Genomic DNA, 18,503 nt, shown 5'->3' on the forward strand with positions numbered 1-18,503 from the left:
CGTCATGCGCGAACCCGAGGGTGTGCTGGACGCCCGCTACAGCAGCCCCGGCATCCGGGCCCACGACTGGTCCGAGGCGGAGAAGCTGCTCACCGGCGCCGAACTGTTCTGGCTCTCCACGGTACGGCCGGACGGGCGGCCGCACGTCACCCCGCTGCTCGCGGTGTGGCACGACGGCGCCCTGCACTTCAGCACCGGCCCCGGGGAACACAAGGCGCACAACCTCGCCGGCAACCCGCACGTCGTCCTGACCACCGGCACCAACACCTGGGCCCAGGGGTACGACCTGACCGTCGAGGGTGCGGCGGCTCGGGTCACCGACGACGGCCGGCTGCACGAGCTGGCGGCGGCCTGGGAGGCGAAGTACGGCCCCGTCTGGCACTACGAGGTCGCCGACGGCTGCTTCCGGCACGGGCCCGGCCGGGCCCTGGTCTTCGCGGTCCGGCCCCGCAAGGTCCTCGGCTTCGGCAAGGGCGAGCCGTTCAGCCAGACGAAGTGGACCTGGAGCGACTAGCTAGGCCCTGTCGTTCGGCCCTCCCGGGCGTCCGGCGGGAGCAGTTCACCCGCTCTTCATCCGTCCGGCCGGGCGCGGTGGGAAGGGAGATCTTTGGCGTGCGCATGCTGTCTCCGCACCGCCACCGATCCCCTCCCCCTTCTCCAGCACCGGAGGTTCATGTGTCCGGCAGTTCCGCACGTTCGGCGATGCTGCGCCGAGCCCGTACGGCGGTGGCCTCCGCCACCGCCCTCACCGCGGCCGCGGTCGGCCTGTGGACCGGGCTCGGCGGTACGTCCGCGCACGCCGCGAGTGCCGTACCGGCCCCGGACCACGTGATCGTCGTGGTCTTCGAGAACCACGCCTACAGCCAGGTCATCGGCTCGTCCAGTGCCCCCTACATCAACTCGCTGGCGGCCGGCGGCGCCAACCTGACCCAGATGTACGCCGAGACCCACCCGAGCCAGCCCAACTACTTCGCCCTGTTCTCCGGCGCCACCCAGGGCATCACCGACGACAGCTGCTACACCGCGGGCTTCTCCTCGGCGGCGAACCTGGCCTCCGAGCAGCTCGCGGCCGGCCGCACCTGGGCCAGCTACAACGAGACGCTGCCCAGCCAGGGCTCGACCACGTGCAGCAGCGGCGACTACGCGCGCAAGCACAACCCGTGGTTCGGCTTCAAGAACGTGCCGACGTCGAGCGCGAAGACCTTCGCCCAGTTCCCCACCGACTTCACCACCCTGCCCCAGCTCTCCTTCGTGACCCCGAACCTGTGCAGCGACATGCACGACTGCTCGGTGTCCACCGGTGACACCTGGCTGAAGAACAAGCTCGGCGCGTACGCGACCTGGGCCAAGACGCACAACAGCCTCCTCGTCGTCACCATGGACGAGGACAACCGGCTGGCCGGCAACCGCATCCCGACGGTCCTGTACGGACAGCCGGTCAAGGCGGGGGCGACCTCGGCCACCACCTACAACCACTACGACCTGCTGCGCACCCTGGAGGACGGCCAGGGCCTGAGCGCGCACGCGGGCAACGCGGCCTCGGCCGACGACATCACCGGGATCTGGGCGTCCTGACGTGTACGTAGCGGACAGCCGCGCGAGCACTGCGGCGGCGTCCGCGGAAGGTACCGCCCGGCCGACGACAGCCGGGCGGTACCGCACCGCGGTCGCCCCCACCGTCCTCGCCCTCGGCACGGTCAGCCTGATCACGGACGTGTCCTCCGAGATGGTGACGGCGGTCCTCCCGCTGTACCTGGTGGCGGGCCTGGGCCTGTCCCCGCTGGGCTTCGGCCTCCTGGACGGCGTGTACAACGGCTTCTCGGCGGTCGTACGCCTGGCCGGCGGCCATCTCGCCGACCGCGGCGGCGGCCGGCACAAGTGGGTGGCGGGTGCCGGCTACGCCCTGTCGGCCCTGTGCAAACCCCTGCTGCTGATCGCTCACACCCTCACCCCCATCGGTCTGGTGCTGGCGGCGGACCGTACGGGCAAGGGCCTGCGCACGGCTCCGCGCGACGCCCTGATCTCGCTCTCCAGCACCCCGGAGAACCGGGGCCGCGCCTTCGGTGTCCACCGCGCCATGGACACGGCGGGCGCCCTGCTCGGCCCCCTGGCCGCGTTTCTCATCCTCCGGGCGACGGTGGACGGCTACGACGCGGTGTTCACGGTGAGCTTCTGCGTGGCGGTGGCCGGGGTCCTGGTGCTGGTCCTTTTCGTGCCGGGAGGCCGTGGCGAGGCGGCCCCCTCCGCCACCCCTCCCACCCTCCGCGCGGCGCTGGCCCTGCTCACCCACCGCGGCCTGCGCCGGATCACGGTCTGCGCGCTGCTTCTCGGCCTGGCGACGGTGAGCGACTCCTTCGTCTACCTGCTGCTGCAACGCCGGCTCGGCGTCCCGGACCGCTGGTTCGCCCTCCTCCCCCTCGGGACGGCGGCCGCGTTCCTCCTGCTGGCCGTTCCCCTGGGCCGCCTGGCGGACCGCTGGGGCCGCTGGCGCGTCTTCCTGACCGGCCACGCAGCCCTGCTGCTGGTGTACGCCCTGCTGCTCACGTCCTGGCACGGCACGGCCCTGCCCTACGCGGTCCTCGCCCTGCACGGCTCGTTCTACGCGGCCACCGACGGGGTGCTGATGGCGGCCGCGTCGGACAGCGTGCCGGCGGGGCTGCGTTCGTCGGGCCTGGCGCTGGTCCAGACGGGCCAGGCGGGGGCGCGTTTCGCCTGCTCACTGGCGTTCGGCGCGGCGTGGACGCTGTGGGGCGACCGTACGGCGCTGCTGCTGGCCACGGCCGCCCTCACGGCCTGCGCCGCCTACGCCGTCTCCCTGCGCCCCTTCCGGAAGGCCGCCGCATGACGCCGATGACGTTCCGCTCCCGCGTCCTGATCCTGCTCTCGGCGCTGGTGGTCCTGGCAGCGGTCGCCCTGACCGCCGTCCTGCACGCGTCGGCGCGGGCGGAGCGCCGCGACCAGGCCCAGGCGGGCGGTCCCCAGGTCACCGCGGGGACGGTCACCCTGACCGCCCCCGGCCGCATGGTCTTCCGCAACATGGCATGGGGCCCGCACCGCGACGAACTGACGACGGTCCCGGCGTCGGACCCGTCGGCCCCGCGTACCGCGTCGGGCCTCAAGTGCCTGCGTTTCCACGCGGCCGCGGGCACCGGCGTCTGCCTCCAGGCCGTCCACGGCCCGGTCTCGGACACCTACCGCGCCCTGATCCTGGACGCGAGGCTGCACACCACCGCGCACTACGGCGTCCCGGGCATCCCGTCCCGCGCCCGCGTCTCCCCCACCGGCCGCTTCGCGGCCTGGACGGCGTTCGTGGGCGGCGACTCGTACGCGGGCACGGACTTCTCCACGCGCACGGCGATCGCCGACACCCGCACGGGCACGCTGATCCCCTCCCTGGAGGCGTTCCGCATCGTGAAGGACGGCAGCGTCCACCACTCGGCGGACGCCAACTTCTGGGGCGTGACGTTCGCGTCCGACGACCGCACCTTCTACGCCACGCTCGCGACCAGGGGCTCGACCTACCTGGTCCGGGGCGACCTCTCCACCCGTACCGTCACCACCCTCCACCCGAACGTCGAGTGCCCGTCCCTCTCCCCCGACGGCACCCGCATCGCCTACAAGAAGCGCGTCAGGGGCCTCCCGAAGGACGCCCCTTGGCACCTGTACGTCCTCAGCCTCGACACGATGCGCGAGACCCCCCTGGCGGAGCCCCGCAGCGTCGACGACCAGGCGGTCTGGAAGGACGACCACACCCTGGTCTACGCGATGCCGGGCGACTACGGGGCGGACCTGTACGAGATCCCGGCGGACGGCACGGGCAAGCCGCGGCAGATCAGCGTGTCGGCGGTGTCGCCGGCGTACCTGCCCTGACCCGCACGGAACGGCGCGGACCGGCCCCCGAAGCCCTGGGAGCCGGTCCGCCGCGAATGCCCGGAGCCGCTATTTCAGGGCCACGCCGTCCCCGGCCGCGTTCGCCGCGCCGGTGGTGCCGGTGCCCGCGAACCTCCAGCGCCAGGTACCGGCCGAGTCCGCGGTGACGGTCGTCCTCAGCTTCCCGCCGCCGTCCGTGGTCACCGTCTTGACGGTGCGGTACGTCGAGGAGCCGGCCTTCTTGAACTGCAGGGCGACGTGCCGGCCGCCGAAGCCGGCGTAGGCGCCGGTGGTCCAGTCGGCACGGGTCAGGGCCCCGGTCACGGTGAGCGCGTGCCCCTTGGCCACGGGCTCCGGACCCGCCTGGGTCGCGGTGAGCCGGGCGTAGCGCTTGACCTTCATCCACTTGCTGGTGGTCAGCTGGTAGTAGTCGCCGTCGTAGGCCGCTGCCTCGGCGTCGAGGTGCCAGGTGCCGGCGTCGGCGTTCTTGAGGTTCTCGTAGTCGGCGCCGTTCGGGTCCAGGACGTACGTGAAGACGCACTTCATCGTCGTCGACGAGGGCCTGGTGCAGTCGGCGCTCCTGGCGAAGGCGATGCGGCCGGCGGGGCTGACCAGCTTGTCGCCGTAGATGTTCTTGATGCCGGAGTTGTCCTTGACGGTCGCCGTGACCGTCAGGCCGTGCCCCTTGCTGACGCCGAGATAGACGGTGGACTTGCTGAAGATCACCGACGTGAAGGCGGTGTCGCCCCTGTGGGTGTCCGCCTGCGCGGCGGGGGCGGACAGGGCAAGCACCGCCAGGGTGCCCGCGGCGGCGGCCGCGGCCGTACGGATGTGCATCTCTCTCCCACACGATCAGCCGGATCCTCGTCCGGGCGTGCGGAAGACACGCGAGGTGGCCTGTTGGTTGTACGGCGGGCCGCGCCCTGTTCACCGCCCGTCCGCCCGGGACGCGAAAGGGCCGGCGATCCACGACCGCCGGCCTTCGCACCGGGACGCCGGGAACGCGCCCCGGCCCGCGCCTACAGCACCGGCAGGTTCTTGCGCAGCTCGAAGGCGGTGACCTCGGAGCGGTACTCGTACCACTCCTGGCGCTTGTTGCGCAGGAAGAAGTCGAAGACGTGTTCTCCGAGGGTGTCGGCGACCAGGTCGCTGCGTTCCATCAGGGTGAGGGCCTCGCCGAGGTTCTGCGGGAGGGGTTCGATGCCCATCGCGCGGCGCTCCGCGTCGGAGAGCGCCCAGACGTCGTCCTCGGCGCCGGGCGGCAGCTCGTAGCCTTCCTCGATGCCCTTGAGGCCGGCCGCCAGCAGGAGGGCGTAGGCCAGGTACGGGTTGGCTCCGGAGTCGATGGAGCGGACCTCGACGCGCGCCGAGCCCGTCTTGCCGGGCTTGTACATCGGGACCCTGACCAGCGCGCTGCGGTTGTTGTGGCCCCAGCAGATGTACGAGGGGGCCTCGCCGCCGGCGCCGGCGGTGCGCTCGGAGCCGCCCCAGATGCGCTTGTAGGAGTTCACCCACTGGTTGGTGACCGCCGAGATCTCCGCCGCGTGCTTCAGCAGGCCCGCGATGAAGGAACGGCCGACCTTGGAGAGCTGGAACTCCGCGCCCGACTCGTAGAACGCGTTCCGGTCGCCCTCGAAGAGGGAGAGGTGGGTGTGCATGCCCGAGCCGGGGTGCTCGGAGAACGGCTTCGGCATGAAGGTCGCGTGCACCCCCTGTTCCAGCGCCACCTGCTTCATGACCAGGCGGAACGTCATGATGTTGTCCGCCGTGGAGAGCGCGTCGGCGTAGCGGAGGTCGATCTCCTGCTGGCCGGGCGCGCCCTCGTGATGGGAGAACTCGACCGAGATGCCCATCGACTCCAGCATGGTGATCGCCTGGCGGCGGAAGTCCATGCCGACGTTGGTGGGGGTGTGGTCGAAGTAGCCCGAGTTGTCGGCCGGGATCGGGCGGGAGCCGTCCAGCGGACGGTCCTTGAGCAGGAAGAACTCGATCTCCGGGTGGGTGTAGAAGGTGAAGCCCAGGTCGGAGGTGCGAGCCAGGGCCCGCTTGAGGACGTAGCGCGGGTCGGCGAACGACGGGGAACCGTCCGGCATCAGGATGTCGCAGAACATGCGGGCCGTGCCGGGGGTCTCCGCGCGCCACGGCAGGACCTGGAAGGTGGACGGGTCCGGCTTGGCGATCATGTCGGACTCGTAGACCCGGGCGAAGCCCTCGATCGCGGAGCCGTCGAAGCCGATGCCCTCGTCGAAGGCCTGTTCCAGCTCGGCCGGGGCCACCGCGACGGACTTGAGGAAACCCAGCACGTCCGTGAACCACAGACGTACGAACCGGATGTCCCGCTCCTCCAAGGTCCGGAGCACGAACTCCTGCTGCTTGTCCATCTTCCGCTTCCCCATCCTTGCTGGTCAGGCCGCCTCTCCCGGTCCCACGGGAGGCGGTCGGGCACCTGAGCATCACACCACAACAGCATTTCATGCGCGTTGCGGACCATGATCGCCCCGACGCCATCGGCCTGAACGGCTCCCGTACGGCAGGTGTACCGCCCTGGCGCCCATCTTGCCTGCTCGCGCCGACATCCGTAATGGCTGATCGGGTTCCGGGGTGACGGACACCACGGCTCTTTAATTTGAATCTCAGATGCAAGTTTTAATAGCGTGCGAGACGTCGCACCGCGCCACGCCCCAAGGAGCCCCGATGCTGTCCGAGAAGTCCGCAGTCACCGTCCGCGCCAGCCTCCCCGCCGTCGGCGCGGCCATCGGCGAGATCTCCGAGCGCTTCTACGCCCGGCTCTTCGACGCCCACCCCGACCTCCTGCGCAACCTCTTCAACCGCGGCAACCAGGCCGCCGGCACCCAGCGCCAGGCTCTCGCCGGCTCCATCGCGGCGTTCGCCACCCATCTGCTGGACCGCCCGGAGCAGCGGCCCGACGCCCTGCTGGGCCGCATCGCCCACAAGCACGCCTCCCTCGGGATCGCGCCCGAGCAGTACGAGGTGGTGCACGAGCACCTCTTCGCCGCCATCGCCGAGGTGCTCGGCCAGGCGGTCACACCCGAGATCGCGGCCGCCTGGGACGAGGTCTACTGGCTGATGGCGAACGCGCTCGTGGCGATCGAGAAGCGGCTGTACGAGGAGAGCGGCGGGACGGGTCCGCGGCCCTTCGAGGTCGTCGAGCGGATCAGGGAGACCGCGGACGTGGTCACCTTCCGCGTGCGGCCGGCCGACGGCGGGGCGGTCCGCGGCTTCCGGGCCGGCCAGTACGTCTCCGTGGGCGTCACGCTCCCCGACGGCGCCCGCCAGATACGCCAGTACAGCCTGTCCGGCGCGCCGGACGAGTCGGTCCGCCAGTTCAGCGTCAAGTGGGTGCGCGGCGACGGCACGGCGCCCGACGGCGAGGTCTCCCGGCACCTGCACGCGCGCGTACGGGAGGGTGACGTCCTCGAACTGTCGGAACCCTACGGCGACCTGGTCCTCGGCGGCGCCACGGACCGGCCCCTGCTGCTCGCCTCCGCCGGCATCGGCGTGACCCCGATGGTGGCGATGCTCGCCGCCCTCGCGGCCGACGGTCACCGCGCCCCGGTCACCGTCGTGCACGGCGACCGCTCCCCCGCCGACCACGCCCTGCGCGCCGACCACGAGGCCTACGCGGCGAAGCTCCCGGACGCGGCCGTCCACTTCTTCTACGAACGCGACGCGGCCCCGGGCAGCCACCCCGGCCGGGTCGACCTCGACCGGGCGGACGTCCTCGTGCGGCCGGGCACGCGCGCGTACCTGTGCGGTCCGTTGCCCTTCATGCGCGCCGTGCGGACGCGGCTGATCGAGAAGGGCGTGGCACCGGCCGACATCCACTACGAGGTGTTCGGCCCCGACCTGTGGCTCGCGCGGGGCTGAGAAGACCCCGTCGGCGTTCAGGCGTCGTGCGGCCGCTGCGTGATCCCCAGCAGCAGCGGCCCGGTGGGCTCCCGCACGATGTCCGTCACGGTCACCGGGTCCAGGGTCGCGAAGAAGGCCTCCTGGGCCCGGCGCAGGGCGCCACGGAGCCGGCAGCCGGTGTGGAGGGGGCAGGGGGCGGTGCCCTCGCAGTCGACGACGTCACCGTCCCCCTCGAAGGTCCGCACGAGCGCGCCCACCGAGGCGGTACGGCCCCGCTCGGTGAGCGTGAGCCCGCCGCCCCGGCCGCGCCGGGCGTCGACCAGTCCCAGGTGCTGCAGTTCGGCGACCACCTTGGCGGCGTGCGTGTACGGCACGTCCATGTCGCCGGCGACCTCGCGGGTCGTGGGGCTGGACTCGCCCGCGACGGCGAGCCGCATCAGGAGCCGCAGGGCCAGGTCGGTGGAGCGCAACAGCCTCATACCGGCCAGCGTAGGTTAATACGCATCCGTCGTTCAAATTATCGGTTTCCTGTCGGATCACAGGACTTTCCAGGCCTTTCCTGTGCCCTCCCTACGACTGGCCCCCTCTCCCGATTACGATCAGCGGGCCCACTTCTCACACCTCTCAACCCCCCAGAAGGACACACCCCATGGGTTCCGCGAAGAAGAGCAGCAACGCCGAACGCAAGGCGCGCATAGAGCAGATGCGGCGCGCGGAGCAGGCGCGCGAGCGTCGCAACCGGATCCTGGTGATCGCCGCGAGCGTGGTGGTCGTGGCCGGTCTCGTGGTCGGCGGGGTGGCGCTGGTGAAGAAGGGGTCCGGTGACGACACCGCGGCGGCCGACGCGAAGACCTCCGGGCACTTCGTGGCCGGCAAGGACGGGGTGAACACCTGGAAGGGCACGCTGGGGCGGACGCACGTGACGACGGCCGTGCACTACCCGGCCGAGCCTCCGGTGGGCGGAAACCACAACCCGGTCTGGCAGAACTGCAACGGCGACGTCTACACCGAGGCGCTCGACAACATGAACGCGGTGCACTCCCTGGAGCACGGCGCGGTCTGGGTGACGTACAACAGCAAGGCGAAGAAGGCCGACGTCGACGCGCTCGCGGCGAAGGTGAAGCAGACGCCGTACACGCTGATGAGCCCGGACGACAAGCAGAAGGACCCGATCATGCTGACGGCGTGGGCGCACCAGCGCACCGTGACCGGGGCCGACGACCCGAACGTGGGCAAGTTCTTCGAGGAGTTCGTGCAGGGCAAGCAGACACCCGAGCCGGGTGCCGCGTGCACGGGCGGTAAGGGCCAGTGATGCGGTCGGTGCTCATCGCGGGCTCCGCGGTGGCGGTGCTGGTCGCGGCCGGCGCGATCACCTACGCGGTCGCGGGCGAGGACGGCGACGGCGCCGGCGCGGTCCCGGGCGCCGGCTCCGCGGACGCGGGGTTCGCACGGGACATGGCGGTCCATCACCAGCAGGCCGTCGAGATGTCGTACATCGTGCGCGACCGCACGAGGGACGCCGATGTGCGGCGGCTCGCCTACGACATCGCGCAGACGCAGGCCAACCAGCGCGGCATGCTGCTGGGCTGGCTCGACCTGTGGGGGCTGCCGAAGGTGTCGGCCGATCCGCCGATGACCTGGATGGGCATGGGTGACATGGCCTCCGGCAAGGACGGTTCGCTGATGCCGGGCATGGCGACCAACACCGAGCTGAAGAAGCTCGGGACCCTGAACGGCAAGCAGGCGGAGATCTTCTATCTGCAGCTGATGACGGACCACCACAAGGGCGGTATTCACATGGCCGAGGGATGCGTGGCCAAGTGCACCGTCGGGGTGGAGAAGAGCCTCGCCCAGGGCATGGTGGACGCGCAGCAGTCGGAGTTGACGACGATGGCGCAGATGCTGAAGGAGCGCGGCGCCGAGCCGCGTGACTGAACCGCCCTACCGGGTGGGGGATTTGTCGACTTAACGGCACCGCAAGAGCAAGCCGACAATCGCAATCGATCCGTAACGTTCGGTGCGGCATCAAAATCGGGCCAAAGACCCCTAATTATCGCCGACTTGGGGTTTCCTTGGCCTTTTCATTCCCCTGGCATGAACAGTTCACCGCAAGAGTGACCCCCATCGTGTGATCCATTCACGGGCCGTTCCGCCGCTGGCCTCCTGATGATCACGCCTGACCGACCACTCCATGCGTCGAACCGCATAGCAGGGGGCAGTATGAGATCGAACCGTGCCAAGGTGCGGGCCAGCGTGAGCATGGCAGCGACACTGCCGATGATCGCCGGCGCGCTCGCGCTCGGCATACCCGCGGCGCACGCCGCGGACAGCCCGGCCCGTGACACCCTGAAGGGCACCAAGCCCACCTGGGCCACGGCCAAGGCGGACAAGGGCGCCACCTCCAACAGCGCGCAGGTCAAGGCCCGGGTCTACCTGGCCGGCCGGAACGCCAGCGGCCTCGCGGCCTACGCGAAGGCCGTGTCCGACCCCAGCTCGCCGTACTACGGCAAGTACCTCAGCGCCAAGCAGGCACAGGCCCGCTTCGGCGCCACCGCGGCCCAGGTGAAGGCCGTCAAGTCCTGGCTGACCGCGTCCGGCCTGAAGGTCACCGGCGTCACCCAGCACTACATAGCCGTCTCCGGCGACGTCTCCGCCGTCGAGCAGGCGTTCGGCACCCAGCTACACAACTACGCCAAGGGCTCGAAGACCTACCGCGCGCCGGAGAAGACCGCGTCGGTGCCGGCGGCCGTGAGCAGCTCCATCCTGACCGTCACCGGCCTGGACAGCGCGCCGCACAAGGCCAGCCACGACGACACGCTGCCGCCCCCGGACGCCGTGTTCAAGAACGCCGGGCCGTTCTCGTCGTACTACGGCTCGAAGACCGCGACCACGCTGCCGTCGGCCTACGGCTCGAAGATCCCTTACGCGATCAAGGGCTACACCGGCAAGCAGCTGCGCGCGGCCTACGGCGCCGGCAAGTACACCGGCAAGAAGGTCCGCGTCGCGATCACCGACGCGTACGCCTCGCCGACCATCGCCTTCGACGCGGGCACCTACGCCAAGAAGAACGGCGACGCGGCCTGGAAGACCAGCCAGCTGCACCAGGTGCTGCCGGGCACGTACACCAAGACCGAGGAGTGCTCGGCGGCCGGCTGGTACGGCGAGGAGACCCTCGACGTCGAGGCCGTGCACGCGGTCGCGCCGGACGCGGACGTCACCTACGTGGGCGCCGCCTCCTGCTACGACGACGACCTGCTCGACTCGCTCAGCAAGGTCGTGGACAACCACCTGGCCGACATCGTCTCCAACTCCTGGGGCGACATCGAGGCCAACCAGACCCCGGACCTCGCGGCCGCCTACGACCAGGTCTTCCAGCTGGGCGCGGTACAGGGCATCGGCTTCTACTTCTCCTCCGGTGACAACGGCGACGAGGTCGCCAACACCGGTACGAAGCAGGTCGACACCCCGGCCAACTCGGCGTGGGTGACGGCGGTCGGCGGTACCTCGCTGGCCGTCGGCAAGGGCGACAAGTACCAGTGGGAGACCGGCTGGGGCACCCAGAAGGCGACCCTGTCGGCGGACGGCAAGAGCTGGACCTCCTTCCCGGGTGCCTTCACCTCGGGCGCGGGCGGCGGCACCAGCGCGACGGTCGCCGAGCCGTACTACCAGAAGGGCGTCGTCCCGAACTCCCTGGCGACGGCCAACAGCGCCACCGGCAACCGCGTGGTCCCGGACATCTCCGCGATCGCCGACCCCAACACCGGCTTCCTGGTCGGCCAGACCCAGACCTTCCCCGACGGCTCGCAGCAGTACAGCGAGTACCGCATCGGCGGCACCTCGCTGGCCGCGCCGACCATCGCTGCGGTCCAGGCGCTCGCCCAGGAGGCGGCCGGCGGCAAGGCCCTCGGCTTCGCCAACCCGTCGATCTACGCCAAGTACGGGAAGAAGGGCGTCTTCCACGACGTCACCGACAACCCGACCGGCAAGGGTCTCGCGGTCGCCCGCGTGGACTTCGCCAACGGTGTCGACGCCGCCGACGGTCTGCTGACCTCGGTCCGCAGCCTCGGCAAGGACAGCTCCCTGTCCGCGGTGAAGGGCTACGACGACGTGACGGGCGTGGGCTCGCCCGCGGGCGGCTACGTCGAGTCGTACAAGGCTCAGGCGCACCGGAAGCACTGATCCCGCCGCCGCTGCCTTCAGCGGCTGAGCGCAGGGGCGTGAGGTCTTCTCGAAGACCTCACGCCCCTGCGCGTCGTCCGGACCCAGGAAAGACACCCGCCGCCTCCTCCGGACCCGGGGGAGACGCCCGCGGCGGGCGTCGGCCGACGGCGCGGCGCACGGCCCGTGTCCGCCGTGGCCCCCGGAGCGGCGGTCACCCGGACGTGTGCGCCCGGATCCGCCGGCGGTCAGGAGCGGACCGGCTCCGCCGGGTCCGGTACGTGGGACGCGATCAGCCGTTCGCGGCCCGGTGACGGGATGTCCCGGCGCCGGTCCACCGCGAAGGCCACGCTCGCCACGCCGAGGCCCAGGACCGCGAGCGCCGCGCCCGCCACCGCCGGGGAGGTGACGCCGAAGCCCGCGGCCAGGGCCACGCCGCCGATCCAGGCGCCGCCCGCGTTCGCGAGGTTGAAGGCCGCCTGGTTGGCGGAGGAGGCGAGGGAGGGGCCGGCCGCCGCGCGTTCCATGACCATCAGCTGGAGCGGGGAGCCGGTGACGAAGGCGGCCACGCCGAGCAGGGTCACCGCGAGGGCCGCGCTCCACTGCGCGTGCATCAGGGCGGGGAAGAGGAGCAGCACCACGACCATGGAGGCCAGGCCGCCGAAGAGGGTGCCGCGCATCGCGTGGTCGGCGAGCCGGCCGCCGATCAGGTTGCCCGCGGTGGCGCCGACGCCGAAGAGGGCCAGCAGCAGGGTGACGTCGGAGTCGGCGTACCCGGCCGAGTCCGTCAGCATCGGCGTGATGTAGCTGTACGCGGAGAAGAGGGCGCCGAAGCCGACGACGGTGGTGGCGAGGGCCAGCCAGACCGGCAGGGAGCGCAGGGCGGTCACTTCGCCGCGCAGGCCGGGGACCGGGGCCGGGGTGTCGGTCCGGCGGATCAGCAGCGCGACCGCGGCCATCGCGGCGACGCCGATCAGGCTCACGCCCAGGAAGGTGGCCCGCCAGCCCAGGTGCTGGCCCATGAGGGTGGCGACGGGGACGCCCGCGACGTTGGCGACGGTCAGGCCCATGAACATCAGGGAGACCGAGCGGGCCTTGCGTTCCGGTGCCACCAGGTTCGTCGCGACGACCGCGCCGACGCCGAAGAAGGCGCCGTGCGGCAGGCCGCTGAGGAAGCGGGCGGCGAGCAGCCAGTCGTAGGTGGGGGCCAGGGCCGACAGCGCGTTGCCGGCCACGAACAGGGCCATCAGGGAGATCAGCACGGTGCGGCGGGGTATGCGCGCGGTCAGTGCGGCCAGGAGCGGGGCGCCGATGACCACGCCCAGCGCGTACGCAGAGACCAGGTGCCCGGCGGCAGGGATCGAGATGTGCAGGTCGTCGGCGACGTCGGGCAGCAGGCCCATCATCACGAACTCGGTGGTGCCGAGACCGAAGGCGCCGACGGCCAGCGCGAGCAGGGCCAGGGGCATGGGAGGGCTTCGCCTTTCGGGGAGCGGGTTCCGTGCGGACGTGTTTTAAGTTCAGCTACGGAACAAAGCATCCCAGGCAAAGTATTCCGGCGGGTTACCGTGCGATGTCCGATTGTCCTTACAAAGCGCGCGGCGGCGGTCTGACCAGCAGCTTTGACTAGTCCGATGTGGTCAGGTTCACACGGGCGGCGATGGGCAGGTGGTCGCTGCCCGTCCTCGGCAGCGTCCAGGAACTCTCCGGCTCCACGCCCTTCACCATGATCTGGTCGATGCGCGCCATCGGGAACGCGGCCGGCCAGCTGAACCCGAACCCGCTGCCCGCCGCGCCCTGCGTGGAGCGCATCTGCGAGGTGACGCCGTTGAGGGAACGATCGTTCATCGTGCCGTTGAGGTCGCCCAGGAGGATCACCCGCGGCAGGCTCTCGTCGGCGATGGCCTCGCCCAGCGCGTCCGCACTCTTGTCCCGCTGCCGGGCGGTGAACCCGGCGTTCATCTTCACCCGCACCGAGGGGAGATGAGCGACGTAGACCGCGAGGGGACCCTCCGGCGTGGCGGCCGTGGCCCGCATCGCGCGCGTCCAGCCGAGCTTGATGTCGACGGCCTTCACCCCGGTCAGCGGGTACTTGCTCCACAGCCCCACGGTGCCCTCGACCGCGTGGTACTTGTACGTCGGCGCCAGCGCCTTCTCGTACGCCGGCACGGCCGACGCCGTCAGTTCCTCCAGGGCCACCACATCGGCGCCGGACGCGGCGAGTTGACCGGCGGTGCCCGCCGGGTCGGGGTTCTCCGCGTTCACGTTGTGCGTGGCGACCGTGAAGTCGCCGCCGGTGCCGGACTTGTCGGTGAGCAGCCCGCCGAACATGTTCAGCCAGACGATCAGCGGGAGGAGTACGGCGATGAGCGCGGTCGCGGACCTGCGCAGGAAGCCGAGCAGCACCAGCACCGGGATCAGCAGGCCCAGCCAGGGCAGGAACGTCTCTGTGAGGCTGCCGAGGTTGCCGATGGCGTTGGGGATGCGGGAGTGCATCAGCATCACGCCGGCCAGCAGCAGCGCGACGGCGGCGAGGACGACTCCCCGGCGCCAGATGCGTGGATCGTCGCGCCAGCCCGCGAGGAGGCGGTTCACCAGGCGCCGGAACCGGTCTCCCCGACGCTCGGGCCCCGAGCCGCCGTTGTCCGTCTCCGTCATGTACGCCTGCTGCGCCATACGCCTGCCTCACAACCTGCCGTGCACACCGTCGTCCCCCCGGGATACGACCCTAGGGGATGATCGGCTCGATCCCGCCGTCACATGACGGCCGTACGGAAGACGAGGACGAAGACACCGGCCGAAGAGGTTCCGGTTACCGGCCGGTTCGGGTGCACTGTGACGAAACGTGCACATTCCGCCGATGACGGCGGCAGCCGCTACGGCTGCGGGTCCGGGGAGCTGACGGGCCGTAGGCCGGCCAGTACGGAGTCGACGATCTCCTCGGCCAGACCCTCGGGGAGGTCCGTGTCCGGGCGCAGGATGGCCCGGAGCAGCATCGGGCCGGTGAACATGTCGTTGGCCAGGTCGACGTCGATGTCGGCGCGGAGTTCGCCGTTGCACTGACCGCGGCGCAGCACTTCCTTGCCGAGTTCGCGCCGCGGGTTGACGACGTTGGCGTGATAGGCGTTCCAGATGCGGGGGCTGCTCTTCATCTGGGCGTACACGTTGTGCAGGATCGCCGACGAACGGTTCATCAGTCCGCGCCGGCGCAGCGATTCGAGCAGGACGACGAGGTCGTCGCGCATGGAGGTGCCGGGGAGTTCGGGGTCGGCGGGCTCGGCGGCCCGGATGACGTCGACGAAGAGCTCCTCCTTGCCGTTCCAGCGTCGGTAGATGGTGGCCTTGCCGACGCCGGCGGTCCGGGCGATCCGCTCGATGGACAGCTCGGCAAGCGGAACACCGTCCTCCAGGAGCTTCATCACCCCTTCCAGGATGGCGTTCTCCACCGCCTCGCTGCGGGGACGCCCCCGGGCGGGACCCACGGACCGCGGCCGGCTGTCGGCAAGCCTCACGTCATACCGTCCTCTCACTGGCTGCGGGAATTCTCCCGCAGCCCCAGCCTCCCCCCGTGGATCCGCCCCCTACCGTGTGTCCGCTCACTCCGCGGCGGCGACCAACTCCTGCTCCCGGTCGCCCTGCTGACCGGCCGGCGGCTTGCCCGGCAGGAAGAGGGCCGTGACCACGGCACCGATCAGCGCGACGCCCACGCCGCACAGTGCGGTCATGTGCATGGCGTGCAGGAAGGCGTCGTTGGCGGGCGTGACCAGGTCCTTGCCCTGCGCCCCGAGCTTCTGGGCGACACCCAGCGTGGCCTCGATGGACTCGCCGGCGGTCCCGCGCAGCCCCGGCGGCAGCGCGCCGAGCTCGCCCTCGATGCCGTTGCGGTACGACGTCGACAGGACCGAGCCGAGGACGGCGATCCCGAGGGCGCCGCCGACCTGGCGGAAGGTGTTGCTGAGCGCGGAGGCGGAACCGGCCTTCTCCCGGGGCAGGGCCTGCATGATGACGACCGAGGTGGGCGTCATGATGTGCGCCATGCCGGTGCCCATCAGGAAGAAGACGACCTCCAGGAGCCAGATCGGGGTGTCGGTCTCGAACGTCGCGAACATGCCCAGCATCGCCGCGATCAGTACCAGGCCCGCGGTGGTGGTGGCCTTGTTGCCGATCCGGTCCACGACCAGCCGGGCCCGCGGCGCGAAGATCAGCTGGGCGGCGGCCAGGGGGAGCAGCAGCAGACCGGACTGCAGCGGCGAGTAGCCGCGCACGCTCTGGGTGTAGAAGACCGAGAAGAAGGTCACGCCCATCAGCGCGAAGAAGACCAGCGCGATGGCGGCCATGGCGGAGGAGAAGACCTTGTTCTTGAAGTAGGTGACGTCCAGGGACGGGTGGTCGCTGCGCATCTCGTAGATCACGAAACCGGCGAGCACCACGACACCGGCGATGACGGTCGCGAGCACCTTGGCGTCGGTGAAGTCGGCCAGTTCGCCGCCCTTGATGATGCCGTAGACCAGCAGGACCAGGCCGACGACGGAGAGCACGACACCGACGGGGTCGAGGCGGCCCGGACGCGGGTCGCGCGAGTCGGGCACCAGCCACACCATCAGCACGAGCGCGAGGATCACGATCGGCACGTTGACGAGGAAGACCGAGCCCCACCAGAAGTGGTCGAGCAGCACACCGCCGGTGATCGGGCCGATCGCGATGGCGAGGCCGACACCGCCGGCCCAGATGCCGATGGCCTTGGGCTGTTCCTGGCGTTCGAAGACGTTCATCAGGACGGCGAGGGTGGCGGGCATCACGAAGGCGGCACCGAGGGCCATCAGCGCACGGTAGGCGATCAGCTGGCCCGGCGAGCCGGACTCGGCGGCCAGGGCGGAGCCGACGCCGAACACGACGAGGCCGCCGATCAGCACCTTCTTGCGGCCGAGCCGGTCGCCGATGAGGCCGGCGGTGAACAGCAGACCCGCGAAGACCAGGGTGTAGGCGTTGATCGCCCACTCCAGCTGGCTCTGGGTGGCGCCCAGACCGGTCGGGGCTGGGGTGGAGATGGTCTTGATGGCGACGTTCAGGATCGAGTTGTCGAGCACCACGATCAGCAGGCTCAACATGAGCGCGCCGAGGATCGCCCAGCGGCGCCGGTGCACCTCCTCGGGTATGCGGGGGCCGGCTGGAGCGCGGTCGGCAGGAGTTGTCATGCCGACGAGCCTAGGCCCATTTCAATACGGCACCGTCTCGTATCTGAATTCCTTTGCCCAGGCCTTACACAACGCGTCATGACGGGACCCGTCGAGCCCGCCGCGGGCCGACGGCCGGTGACCGATGGATCACATGGAGGTCCCCTGGCCGAGGACGGCACGAAGTGCCACCATGGAAGCGGTCCGGGGACACCGTGAGGGTGCCTCGAGATGAATTGAAGGAGCCGTTGCCATGACGCAGCTCTCGGCTGCCCAGCCCGCGCAGAACACTCCCTCCGACGGCAGCAGGACGCTGTACGGGGGTAAGGGCACCCGCCGCATCACGGTCCGCGACATCGCCCTCTCCAAGGAACGCGGCGAGAAGTGGCCCATGCTCACCGCCTACGACGCGATGACCGCGTCCGTCTTCGACGAGTCCGGGATCCCGGTGCTCCTGGTCGGCGACTCGGCGGGCAACTGCCACCTCGGCTACGAGTCCACGGTGCCGGTCACCCTGGACGAGATGACGATGCTGTCGGCGGCCGTGGTCCGCGGCACCCGGCGCGCCCTCATCGTCGGCGACCTTCCCTTCGGCTCCTACCAGGAGGGCGCGGTGCAGGCGCTGCGCTCGGCGACCCGGATGGTGAAGGAGGCCGGGGTCGGCGCGGTCAAGCTGGAGGGCGGCGAGCGCTCGCACGAACAGATCCGGCTGCTCGTCGAGTCCGGCATCCCGGTGATGGCGCACATCGGCCTGACCCCGCAGTCGGTCAACGCGATGGGCTACCGCGTGCAGGGCCGTGGCGAGGAGGCGGCCCAGCAGCTGCTGCGCGACGCCAAGTCGGTCCAGGACGCGGGCGCGTTCGCGGTCGTGCTCGAACTGGTCCCCGCGGAGCTGGCGGCCGAGGTGACCCGGGTGCTGCACATCCCGACCGTCGGCATCGGCGCCGGTCCCGACACCGACGCACAGGTCCTGGTCTGGACGGACATGCTGGGCCTGACCTCCGGCCGGGTGCCGAAGTTCGTGAAGAAGTACGCGGACCTGCGCGCGGTCATGGGCGACGCGGCGCGGGCCTACGCCGAGGACGTCATCGGCGGAACGTTCCCGCTGGAGGAGCACTCCGTCCACTAGAGCCACTGCGGCAACACCCAGGCCGGCCCGCCGATCTTCCCCCGTCGGCGGGCCGGCTGCCGTTCGCGCCGGGGCGGCGCCGCTCTCGCGGACCGGGGTTCGCCGGCGTGGATCCGCATCGGACGGTCCCGGCGGCCGGGCCGGCCGGTCGACCACGGCGCGGGCCGCCTCGACGGCGGTGCCCCTGCCATGCCGGCGGGTTCCCACCACGCGGGTGATCCGGGCGACCGGGCAGGTGCGCGTCGCCCGGACGCAGCCCGTCAGGCAGGACCCGGCGCGCGGCCGCAGGTCCGGTCGGCCGG

Annotated in this window: 16 protein-coding genes; 9 read left to right on the top strand and 7 right to left on the bottom strand. The window is 70.9% G+C overall.

Annotated features, from left to right (window positions below):
- Positions 1 to 4 precede the first annotated feature (4 nt).
- The 4 genes from ACZ4O3_RS19930 to ACZ4O3_RS19945 all read left to right on the top strand — a co-directional run bounded on the left by ACZ4O3_RS19930 (position 5) and on the right by ACZ4O3_RS19945 (position 3,870).
- Positions 5 to 514 (top strand): pyridoxamine 5'-phosphate oxidase family protein, encoded by a 510-nt coding sequence (locus ACZ4O3_RS19930; RefSeq protein ID WP_362730401.1) that lies wholly within the window; start codon positions 5 to 7, stop codon positions 512 to 514.
- A 188-nt stretch (positions 515 to 702) separates the two neighbouring features.
- Positions 703 to 1,575 (top strand): alkaline phosphatase family protein, encoded by an 873-nt coding sequence (locus tag ACZ4O3_RS19935; protein WP_467723648.1) that lies wholly within the window; start codon positions 703 to 705, stop codon positions 1,573 to 1,575.
- A 1-nt stretch (position 1,576) separates the two neighbouring features.
- A complete protein-coding gene (locus tag ACZ4O3_RS19940) occupies positions 1,577 to 2,845 on the top strand; it encodes an MFS transporter (protein ID WP_467723292.1) in 1,269 nt (422 codons plus the stop codon).
- 5 nt (positions 2,846 to 2,850) lie between these two features.
- Complete coding sequence (locus ACZ4O3_RS19945; protein WP_362726526.1) at positions 2,851 to 3,870, top strand: TolB family protein; 1,020 nt, start codon at positions 2,851 to 2,853, stop codon at positions 3,868 to 3,870.
- Positions 3,871 to 3,939: 69 nt separating this feature from the next.
- Here the strand turns inward: ACZ4O3_RS19945 and ACZ4O3_RS19950 are convergent, their stop codons facing one another.
- Both ACZ4O3_RS19950 and ACZ4O3_RS19955 read right to left on the bottom strand, forming a co-directional pair.
- Complete coding sequence (locus tag ACZ4O3_RS19950; protein WP_467723294.1) at positions 3,940 to 4,707, bottom strand: calcium-binding protein; 768 nt, start codon at positions 4,705 to 4,707, stop codon at positions 3,940 to 3,942.
- A gap of 182 nt (positions 4,708 to 4,889) precedes the next feature.
- A complete protein-coding gene (locus ACZ4O3_RS19955) occupies positions 4,890 to 6,251 on the bottom strand; it encodes a glutamine synthetase family protein (RefSeq protein WP_362726517.1) in 1,362 nt (453 codons plus the stop codon).
- Positions 6,252 to 6,564: 313 nt separating this feature from the next.
- On the opposite strand from ACZ4O3_RS19955, the gene ACZ4O3_RS19960 reads away from it, so the two are divergent.
- Positions 6,565 to 7,758 (top strand): globin domain-containing protein, encoded by a 1,194-nt coding sequence (locus tag ACZ4O3_RS19960; RefSeq protein ID WP_467723296.1) that lies wholly within the window; start codon positions 6,565 to 6,567, stop codon positions 7,756 to 7,758.
- 17 nt (positions 7,759 to 7,775) lie between these two features.
- On the opposite strand, the gene ACZ4O3_RS19965 is transcribed toward ACZ4O3_RS19960, so the two are convergent.
- Positions 7,776 to 8,219, bottom strand: coding sequence for an Rrf2 family transcriptional regulator (locus ACZ4O3_RS19965; protein WP_467723298.1), 444 nt, complete (start codon positions 8,217 to 8,219; stop codon positions 7,776 to 7,778).
- Between the two features lie 170 nt (positions 8,220 to 8,389).
- Here ACZ4O3_RS19965 and ACZ4O3_RS19970 point away from each other — a divergent pair, with 170 nt between their 5' ends.
- The 3 genes from ACZ4O3_RS19970 to ACZ4O3_RS19980 all read left to right on the top strand — a co-directional run bounded on the left by ACZ4O3_RS19970 (position 8,390) and on the right by ACZ4O3_RS19980 (position 11,919).
- Positions 8,390 to 9,052 (top strand): DUF3105 domain-containing protein, encoded by a 663-nt coding sequence (locus tag ACZ4O3_RS19970; protein ID WP_362728216.1) that lies wholly within the window; start codon positions 8,390 to 8,392, stop codon positions 9,050 to 9,052.
- Positions 9,052 to 9,675 carry a DUF305 domain-containing protein gene (locus ACZ4O3_RS19975; protein ID WP_467723300.1) on the top strand — a complete coding sequence of 208 codons (624 nt, stop codon included), beginning with the start codon at positions 9,052 to 9,054 and terminating at the stop codon, positions 9,673 to 9,675. Before ACZ4O3_RS19970 ends, ACZ4O3_RS19975 begins: the two co-directional genes overlap by 1 nt.
- Positions 9,676 to 9,999: 324 nt before the next feature.
- A complete protein-coding gene (locus ACZ4O3_RS19980; protein WP_467723650.1) occupies positions 10,000 to 11,919 on the top strand; it encodes a S53 family peptidase in 1,920 nt (639 codons plus the stop codon).
- A gap of 227 nt (positions 11,920 to 12,146) precedes the next feature.
- On the opposite strand, the gene ACZ4O3_RS19985 is transcribed toward ACZ4O3_RS19980, so the two are convergent.
- From ACZ4O3_RS19985 to ACZ4O3_RS20000, 4 genes are all read right to left on the bottom strand, one after another.
- Positions 12,147 to 13,367 carry an MFS transporter gene (locus ACZ4O3_RS19985; RefSeq protein WP_467723302.1) on the bottom strand — a complete coding sequence of 407 codons (1,221 nt, stop codon included), beginning with the start codon at positions 13,365 to 13,367 and terminating at the stop codon, positions 12,147 to 12,149.
- Between the two features lie 157 nt (positions 13,368 to 13,524).
- Positions 13,525 to 14,574, bottom strand: coding sequence for an endonuclease/exonuclease/phosphatase family protein (locus ACZ4O3_RS19990; RefSeq protein WP_362725967.1), 1,050 nt, complete (start codon positions 14,572 to 14,574; stop codon positions 13,525 to 13,527).
- Positions 14,575 to 14,774: 200 nt separating this feature from the next.
- A complete protein-coding gene (locus tag ACZ4O3_RS19995) occupies positions 14,775 to 15,410 on the bottom strand; it encodes a TetR/AcrR family transcriptional regulator (protein ID WP_384987438.1) in 636 nt (211 codons plus the stop codon).
- Positions 15,411 to 15,494: 84 nt separating this feature from the next.
- Positions 15,495 to 17,093 carry an MFS transporter gene (locus ACZ4O3_RS20000; RefSeq protein WP_362725961.1) on the bottom strand — a complete coding sequence of 533 codons (1,599 nt, stop codon included), beginning with the start codon at positions 17,091 to 17,093 and terminating at the stop codon, positions 15,495 to 15,497.
- A gap of 232 nt (positions 17,094 to 17,325) precedes the next feature.
- On the opposite strand from ACZ4O3_RS20000, the gene panB reads away from it, so the two are divergent.
- The gene (gene panB, locus ACZ4O3_RS20005; RefSeq protein WP_467723304.1) at positions 17,326 to 18,201 is read left to right on the top strand and encodes a 3-methyl-2-oxobutanoate hydroxymethyltransferase; all 876 of its coding nucleotides are present in this window, start codon (positions 17,326 to 17,328) and stop codon (positions 18,199 to 18,201) included.
- Positions 18,202 to 18,503 lie beyond the last annotated feature (302 nt).

It is taken from the genome of Streptomyces sp. NPDC026515 (assembly GCF_055567595.1).

Excerpts from the sequence above, each read along its gene's own strand:
- ACZ4O3_RS19965 (WP_467723298.1), bottom strand. The coding sequence starts at position 8,219 with ATGAGGCTGTTGCGCTCCACCGACCTGGCCCTGCGGCTCCTGATGCGG.
- ACZ4O3_RS19945 (WP_362726526.1), top strand. The coding sequence starts at position 2,851 with ATGACGTTCCGCTCCCGCGTCCTGATCCTGCTCTCGGCGCTGGTGGTC.
- ACZ4O3_RS19990 (WP_362725967.1), bottom strand. The coding sequence starts at position 14,574 with ATGGCGCAGCAGGCGTACATGACGGAGACGGACAACGGCGGCTCGGGG.
- panB (WP_467723304.1), top strand. The coding sequence starts at position 17,326 with ATGACGCAGCTCTCGGCTGCCCAGCCCGCGCAGAACACTCCCTCCGAC.
- ACZ4O3_RS19980 (WP_467723650.1), top strand. The coding sequence starts at position 10,000 with ATGGCAGCGACACTGCCGATGATCGCCGGCGCGCTCGCGCTCGGCATA.
- ACZ4O3_RS19950 (WP_467723294.1), bottom strand. The coding sequence starts at position 4,707 with ATGCACATCCGTACGGCCGCGGCCGCCGCCGCGGGCACCCTGGCGGTG.
- ACZ4O3_RS19935 (WP_467723648.1), top strand. The coding sequence starts at position 703 with ATGCTGCGCCGAGCCCGTACGGCGGTGGCCTCCGCCACCGCCCTCACC.
- ACZ4O3_RS19955 (WP_362726517.1), bottom strand. The coding sequence starts at position 6,251 with ATGGACAAGCAGCAGGAGTTCGTGCTCCGGACCTTGGAGGAGCGGGAC.
- ACZ4O3_RS19985 (WP_467723302.1), bottom strand. The coding sequence starts at position 13,367 with ATGCCCCTGGCCCTGCTCGCGCTGGCCGTCGGCGCCTTCGGTCTCGGC.
- ACZ4O3_RS19975 (WP_467723300.1), top strand. The coding sequence starts at position 9,052 with ATGCGGTCGGTGCTCATCGCGGGCTCCGCGGTGGCGGTGCTGGTCGCG.
- ACZ4O3_RS19930 (WP_362730401.1), top strand. The coding sequence starts at position 5 with ATGCGCGAACCCGAGGGTGTGCTGGACGCCCGCTACAGCAGCCCCGGC.
- ACZ4O3_RS19960 (WP_467723296.1), top strand. The coding sequence starts at position 6,565 with ATGCTGTCCGAGAAGTCCGCAGTCACCGTCCGCGCCAGCCTCCCCGCC.
- ACZ4O3_RS20000 (WP_362725961.1), bottom strand. The coding sequence starts at position 17,093 with ATGACAACTCCTGCCGACCGCGCTCCAGCCGGCCCCCGCATACCCGAG.
- ACZ4O3_RS19970 (WP_362728216.1), top strand. The coding sequence starts at position 8,390 with ATGGGTTCCGCGAAGAAGAGCAGCAACGCCGAACGCAAGGCGCGCATA.